The organism is Pirellulales bacterium (assembly GCA_035939775.1).
In the GTDB taxonomy this organism is placed as follows: Bacteria; Planctomycetota; Planctomycetia; order Pirellulales; family DATAWG01; genus DASZFO01.
Map to the genome: position 1 here is coordinate 21,566 of DASZFO010000346.1, position 7,495 is coordinate 29,060.

The 7,495-nt window shown below is 62.9% G+C and carries 4 protein-coding genes; 3 read left to right on the forward strand and 1 reads right to left on the reverse strand.

Features of this window, described 5'->3' with window-relative positions; translation table 11 throughout:
- The first annotated feature begins 217 nt into the window (after nt 1-217).
- Nucleotides 218-1,360, forward strand: a complete 1,143-nt coding sequence (gene nadA / locus VGY55_22310; protein ID HEV2972718.1) for a quinolinate synthase NadA — start codon at nt 218-220, stop codon at nt 1,358-1,360.
- Here nadA and VGY55_22315 read toward each other — a convergent pair.
- A complete protein-coding gene (locus tag VGY55_22315) occupies nt 1,353-2,684 on the reverse strand; it encodes a Glu/Leu/Phe/Val dehydrogenase dimerization domain-containing protein (protein ID HEV2972719.1) in 1,332 nt (443 codons plus the stop codon). The two genes, nadA and VGY55_22315, sit on opposite strands and share 8 nt — an antisense overlap.
- Nucleotides 2,685-2,933: 249 nt before the next feature.
- Here VGY55_22315 and VGY55_22320 point away from each other — a divergent pair, with 249 nt between their 5' ends.
- On the forward strand, nt 2,934-6,119 hold the full coding sequence (locus VGY55_22320; protein HEV2972720.1) for a hypothetical protein: 3,186 nt from the start codon (nt 2,934-2,936) through the stop codon (nt 6,117-6,119).
- On the forward strand, nt 6,116-7,495 hold a 1,380-nt coding region (locus tag VGY55_22325; GenBank protein HEV2972721.1), incomplete at its 3' end, for a hypothetical protein. The genes VGY55_22320 and VGY55_22325, both read left to right, overlap by 4 nt.

Sequence of the window (7,495 nt, forward strand, 5' to 3'; positions counted from 1 at the left end):
TTTGCCCAGGCGTTATCGTTGACTGTAGGTCTTCGCGCGCGATAGGGCACGACTTCGCGCACGTTCAGCATAGATTTGGCGGAATGCAGTTTGCTGTCTATAATTCTCGTGGACGTAACCGATTGCGGGCAAATCTTTTACTTGCCGCAAGATAGTTGATCGACCCGCCGTCGGTAATCGAACATCTGCTAGCATCTCGGGAATCGGGGAACCTCCCATGCCGCTAATCCTGGACTCCTCCCGAGCGACTTTTGACTTGAAGCCATATAAGTCGCTTTCGAACGAGGAACTCCAGGACCGGATTTCGGCGATCCGCGCCCAGATGGGTCCGCGGCTCTTGATCCTCGGCCATCACTACCAACAGGACGAGGTGATCGCGCTTTCGGACTTGCAGGGGGATAGCTACCAACTCAGCCAAATGGCGGCGGCGAGCACCGAGTGCCGGGCGATCGCCTTCTGCGGCGTCCATTTCATGGCCGAAACGGCGGACGTACTCGTGAATCGGCCCGAGCGGCTCGCCGAGCGCGGCGGGCTGCGCGTTACTGTCGTGCTCCCCGACCTGGCGGCCGGCTGCTCGATGGCCGACATGGCGGGGATCGAGCAAGTCGAGAATTGCTGGGACGAACTCGGTCAAGTGATCGACACGGCCGACATCACCCCGGTCACATACATCAACTCGGCAGCTAGCCTCAAAGCGTTCTGCGGTCGGCACGGCGGGATCGTTTGCACGTCGAGCAACGCAGCGGCCGTGTTGAAGTGGTCGTTCGAGCGAACGCGCCGCGTGCTGTTCTTCCCCGATCAGCATTTAGGCCGCAATACGGCCAAGGGAATGGGCATCCCGCTCGACGAGATGGTGCTTTGGAACCCACATTCGGATGCCTTGGGCGGCAATTCGGCGGACGCGATCCGCCGCAGCCGCGTACTGCTCTGGCAGGGGCATTGCAGCGTTCATGCGATGTTTCGGACTGAGCACGTCGATCAACTTCGCGCGAAATTCCCCGGCATCAAGGTCCTCGTGCATCCCGAATGCTCGATGGAAGTTGTCGATAAGTCGGACGTTCGCGGGTCGACGAGCAAGATCATTCGCACGGTCGATGCGGCGCCGCCCGGCACGAAATGGGCAATCGGCACCGAGCTGCACCTCGTGAACCGGCTCAAGCACGCACATCCCGAGCAAGAGATACACTTCCTATCGCCGGTCGTGTGCATGTGCGCGACGATGTATCGCATCGATCTCGCCCACCTCGCCTGGAGCCTCGAGAATCTGGCAGCGGGCACACCTGTGAACGTGATCGACGTCGATCCCGAGACGGCCCGCTGGGCGCTAGTAGCGCTGGAGCGGATGCTGACGGTCAAGTGATTCCGCCCAATACCGTCGCCCGCCCGACGCGGCCGATGCCGAGAATGTAGGCGGCCGTGCGAAGCGTGACTTTCCGTTCAATCGAGATTTCCCAGACGCGCTCGAAGGCATCGGAGAGCACGTGGTCCAATTCCTGCCGCACGCGATTGAGGCCCCATTGATAGTGTTGCTGGTTCTGCACCCATTCGAAATAGCTGGCCGTCACGCCGCCGGCGTTCGCCAAAATATCGGGAAGAACCTTGACGCCGCGCTCGTCAAGAATTGCGTCGGCCTGCGGCTCGATCGGAGCGTTCGCCGCTTCAACGATCACTGGGGCCTTGATCCGCGGCGCGTTCGCCTCCGTGATGACGCCGCCGAGCGCCGCTGGAATTAAGAGATCGACGTCGAGTTCAAGCAAATCCGCGTTGCTGATTCGCTCGGCGTCGGTGTATCCCTCGAGCAGCCCGCGATGCTCGCGCGTGTGGCGGAACATGGTCGGCAGATCGAGTCCCTCGGGTCGAAAATAGCCGCCGGTGACATCGCCGACGGCGACCACCTTGCACTCGGCTTCGTTCAAGAATTTCGCGGTATGCGAGCCGACGTTGCCGAATCCCTGGATCGCCACTCGCGTTTCCTGTGGCTTCCGCTTCAGGCGGCTCAACAGCTTGATGACGAAGATGCCCACTCCGCGGCCGGTCGCCTCCTCGCGCCCTGGCAGTCCGAACAACTCGACCGGTTTGCCGGTCACGACGGCCGGACTGAAGCCGTGGTACTTACAATACTGGTTCATGATCCAGGCCATCTCGTCGGCGCCGGTTCCCATATCGGGAGCGGGGATGTCGCGATCCGGGCCGATCACGTCGTGAATTTCATCGACGAACTTGCGGGTGATTCGCTCGAGTTCGCGGCGGCTGAGCTTCAGCGGATCGATGGCGATGCCCCCTTTCGCGCCGCCGTAGGGGAGATTGACGACGGCGGTCTTCCAGGTCATCAGTGCGGCCAGCGAGCGAACTTCGTCGAGATCGACCTGCGGATGATAGCGCAGGCCCCCTTTCATCGGGCCGCGCGAGTTGTTGTGCTGCACGCGATAGCCGATGAACGTGGCCAGCTCGCCGTGGTCCATCTCGATGGCGATCTGCACCTGCACCTCGCGCTTGGGAATCAACAACAACCGCCGCATGTTGTCGCTGAGGTCCATCTGGTCCGCGGCGCGGTCGAAATACATCTGAGTTGCGTCAAACGCCCGCATGACCATCGGCCTTTCGCTCGTCGATTCGATTTTCGGCCGGTAAAGGGCCGAATCGTGTGTCGCGGTCACTAGCCCGAAGCGCAAGCGAGGGAGCATTACCGCTTTTCCTCGCTTGCGCTTCGGGCTAAAGTGCCTGCCGTCAGAATCATAACCCAGCCGCATGGTTCGGAATAGATTCGCATCGGCAAAGCGAATAGGTCTTGCCAGCCGAAGCCCCGGCGGCGATCGAGACTCCTTTGCAAACGTAGCACTTCCCGCGTAACATAAACGCTGAGGCGGAGTTGAATCGCCGTTCAAGCTGTCGCGTGCGCGCGATCTTGAGGGCGTGAGGGACGAGAGAGACGCATGACCCTCCCGATGGCCGAGTTCTGGAAATTGGCGGTGCAGAGCCGGCTCGTGTCGCCAGCCGATTGCCAGAAATTGGAAGCGGCATTCAGCCACGTCAAAGGCGCGGCGAACCAAGGGAACGCGACTGCCATGGGCGAATGGCTGGTCGCCAAACGCGCGCTCAGCCGCTATCAAGTGCAAGCCTTGCTGGCCGGGCGACCAGGCCCGTTTGTCTTCGGCGACTATTGCGTCTACGAACGGGTTCGCTCGAAGGAAGGGCGGCTGGCGGGCCTGTATCGCGCGATGCACGTCCCCACGCGGCATCCGGTGCTGCTCTATTTCATGCCGCCGGAAATCGCCAAGAACGACGAGGCCTGGCAGGCGGCCGCGCATCAAGTCGCGTGGGCGTGCTGGGTCGGGCATCCATTCGTTTGCGAATGTCATCATTTGCTCGACGTCGGGCAGTTCAAGCTGCTCGCCATCGAGAATCTGACGGGAGCGCCGGTCGCGGCGCGGCTGACAGGTGGTTCCCGGCTCGCGCCGCAGGATGCATGCCGGCTCGCATATCAAGCCGCGCTGGGATTGGCGCGAATGCACCAGCTCGGACTGGTGCATGGCGAAGTCCGGCCCGACAACCTGTGGATCACGCCCGAAGGGAATCTCAAGCTGCTGCAGGTTCCGCTCGCGCCGGAACCGCTGCGCGGGCCAGCGCCGCTCGATTGGAAAAACCCGACGGCCAAGCTGCTCACGGCGGCGGATTACGCCGCGCCGGAATTGGCTTACGAAGGGCGAGTGCCCGACGCGCCGACCGACATCTATGCCCTCGGAGCGACGCTGTTTCACCTGCTTCGCGGCGCGCCTCCGTTCGCCGGCGGCGAATTGGCGAGCAAGATGCCGCGTCATGCGGCCGAGCCGATCCCGTCGCTGGCCACGCTGGGCATCTCGACAAAGCTGGACCAGGTGCTCGCTTACATGATGGCGAAGGACCCCGGTCAGCGTTATCAGCAAGCGGTGCAGGTAGCCGAGGCGCTGGCCTATTTCGTTGACCCGGCTGCGGCCGCCGCGCTGCCGCCGACGGATCCAACCCTGCCCGCTTATGACCAATGGCTCCGGCTGCAGCCGCGCGTGCCGGGGATGGAGGTGGGATCGATACCGACTGGGCTGCAAATGGCAGAGTACGCCGCGGCGCAAACCGCGGCGGCCCAGCAGCCGGCAGAACCGACGAATCCCGCGGATCAGTACGTTGCGCCGGACGCCGGTACAGGCTCGGCGTACGAGCAGGAATCCTTCGATCCTTTCTCGGCCGCCGAGCAGCAGTTCGAGTCGTTCGACGGGCCGACGGCCGATCCGCTGGATTTTGTCCCTGCCCGCACGTCCGCGCCCGCTCTCGATTACCTTGACTCAGTGCTCGATACAACGAGCGAGCCTCTGCGCGCGAGGCCGATCGCGGTCCGCAAACGCAAATCGCGCGGGATCGATTTGACGGCGCTGGCGGTACTTGGCGGCGTGTTAATTCTGGCGGCCATCGCCGGGGTTTTCATCTGGAACAACTTGAAAGGCTCGCGCGATCAAACCGACGACGGCGGCACCGTGGCAACAAACCAACGCGTCGAGCGCCCGGAGTCTCCGGAAAAAACGACTACCGGCGGAGCGCCCGGATCGAAGCAATCGCCCGGCGCGCAAACAAACACGTCCGCCGCGGGGGTAGCCAAGCCGGCAGCGTCGAACAATCGCGTCGCGCAGGCGACAAATGCGGATGCCAAACCGCCAGACGAGAATTCGGTGTCGTCGAAGGGAGATTCCAGCGGCGCGGTTGCCGACGACGGCCACCTGCTGTGGGCCTCGCCCACTTCCGGCGCGCCGCTTGAATTGAACTACGTCGCGTCGGGCGCGCAGGTCGTGCTGGCCGTCCGCCCTGCCAACATCGTGGGCCGCGCCGGGGGCGACCAAATCCTTCCAGCGCTCGGTCCGTGGGGCGCGGACGCCGAACAGATGTTGAAGACCTTAACCGGTCTGCCGCTATCACAGATCAACCAGGTGATCGCCGTTTGGCACGATTCGGGAAGCGGCCAGCTTGCCCCAACACTGATCGTTCGCACTCAAGAGCAGCTCGCGACCGGCTCGCTGCTTCCCGCTTGGGGCAATCCGATCTCGACCAAAGAGGGCGATGAAACCTACTATCAAGGCCGGCCTTGGAGCTATTATTTGCCAGCGAAGGAAGGTGGCAAGCTGCTCGTGATCGGTCCGCCGGCGCTGGTCAAGGAGGTGGTGCAGTCTGCCGGCAGTAGTGCAGCGACGTCGGCGCATTTGGAGCGGATCCTGAAGGACACGGACTCGGATCGCGACGTGACGCTCGCCTTCCTCCCCGGCCCGCTGTTCAGCGACAATCAAGGGTTTTTCGTGGGTGAACTGGCCGCCCTGCGAGAGCCCGCCGAGACCTTCTTTGGCGACGACGTCAAAGCCGGCCTCTTGAGTCTGCACTTTGGCGGCAATTTCTTCATCGAGATGCGCGTGCTCGGCATTGAGAAAAACCCAGGCGCGCTGTCTTCGCAATTTGCCGACCGCACGCGATCGCTGCCCGACGTGGTTGAAGATGCGGTCAACAAAATGAACGTACGCTACGGTGTCAAGCTGCTCCATCGTTTTCCGGAGCAACTGCGCCTGTTGGCCGAGAACACGCGCAACGACACCGACGACGACGAGGCCGTGCTCCGCTGCTATCTGCCGGGCATTGCTACGCAAAACTTGCTTCTGGCGACTGAACTGGCGCTGGCCGAGCAGTCGCTGACGCGAGGTCCGACCGGTGACGCAGGAAGCGATCAGCCACAAAGCATTGCCGAGCTGCTTAAGAAAAAGACGACGCTCACCTTTCCGCGCGACACATTGGTGAAGTCGCTCCAGATGTTGCTCGACGATGTCGGCGTGAAATATGAAATCCTCGGCGGCGACCTGCAATTAGAGGGGATCACGAAGAACCAGTCGTTCGGTCTGGACGAGAAAGACAAGCCGGCCGGCGAAATCTTGCGAAAAATAATGCTGTTGGCCAATCCCGACGGTAAACTGGTATATGTCATCAAGCCGAAGCAACCGGGCGGACCGGAAACGCTGTTCATCACGACTCGGGCTTCGGCAGCGAAGCGGGGGGACAAGCTCCCGCCGGAATTGCAATCCGCCACTAAGCCGCCGCCGAAGAAAAAGCCGTGAACCCGTTCCGCATTTCCTGCACGACTTGCCGTGCGCGGCTGAAGATCACCGATCCGGCTGCGGTCGGACAGATTCTCGCTTGCCCTAAGTGCGGCAGCATGGTTAACGCCGTGCCGCCGGCGGGTTGGTCGCTCGAAGAACCGGCGGCTGGACGCGAATCGCCAACGAAAGCGACGGTGGCGTCGGCCGAGAGCACTTCAGTTGAGCTGAAGCCAAAAGTTGTGAATACGCTCGCCGCCGGCGCCGCTACGGCGAACGAGCCCAAAGCCGCCGCGCAAAAGGCTAGCGCGCCCAAAGCGAGCGCGGTTGCGGCCTGCGTGCGTGCGGCGTCGCCGCCCCTAGTGAGTCCCGCAGCCGCGTACACTGCTGCCCCTGCCGCGTCGGCCGGATTGACGGCGCCGCCCGAAGCGAGCGTGCGTTGGTTTTGGCCCGCGCTTAGTGTCGGGACGTTTCTAAGCGTTGCCCTTGTCGGATTGTTGCTCTGGATCGATCACAAGAATCATTCCTCGCCAATCGTGGCAGCAGAAGCGAATCCACAACAGAGCGCTCCCGAGGGTCCTTCCGCAACCGATTCGGTCAAATCGAGTGCCCCCAGCCCGAACGCAAAGCCGTCTACCGCACTGCCCATCGCACCGTCACAACCGTCGGACTCGTCCGCTCATACCGGAACCGGCTCGGAGGCGAAATCGTCCGCGCCGGTGTCCGCGCCGCTCACACCGTCGCGCGCTGCGAACGACGATCGCCCGGTCCCAACCCCGACGGCTCCGCCGAGCGGCCGCCCCGCTGAACCGAACACGAAGCCCGCCGATCCATCGGCGACGGCCCAGACTGCCGCTGCGCCACCTGCCGCCGCCGATACGAAGCCGCATGATCCGCCCGTCGTCGAGCCCGCTCCCGGTAAACAGCCAGCCGTCGAGGCCGACGTTGGCAAATCTGTTCCACCGGCCGGCCGGCCCGTGCGACCCAGCGTTGAGCGGATTCCGCCGCGAACCGTGGACGTCGCTTCGCGACTAACTGATCCGCTGGCGGCGGTCAACTACCTTCGAGTTCCGCTCGCGCAATTGCTCGACGAACTCAGTCAGTGGAGCACGATTCCAATCTCGCTGGACGCGGACGCTTTAAGTGAATTGACCATCGCACCCGACGTTCCGGTTACGCTGCGTCTGAAGGAGACGACGATCTCGGGAGTGCTCGATGAGGCGCTCAGTCCGCTCGGGCTGAGCTATAGCGTCGTGAACGGCCAACTCTTGATCGGCCGCCCGCGACAAGCCGATTTCCGCCGTGTTCGTTACGCCGTAGCCGATCTGGCGGGGGAAACGGCCGAAAGCACTTCTCAGTTTGCCGCGGTAGTCCACGCGATCATCGATCCGCCGAGT

Excerpts from the sequence above, each read along its gene's own strand:
- nadA (HEV2972718.1), top strand. The coding sequence starts at position 218 with ATGCCGCTAATCCTGGACTCCTCCCGAGCGACTTTTGACTTGAAGCCA.
- VGY55_22315 (HEV2972719.1), bottom strand. The coding sequence starts at position 2,684 with ATGCTCCCTCGCTTGCGCTTCGGGCTAGTGACCGCGACACACGATTCG.
- VGY55_22320 (HEV2972720.1), top strand. The coding sequence starts at position 2,934 with ATGACCCTCCCGATGGCCGAGTTCTGGAAATTGGCGGTGCAGAGCCGG.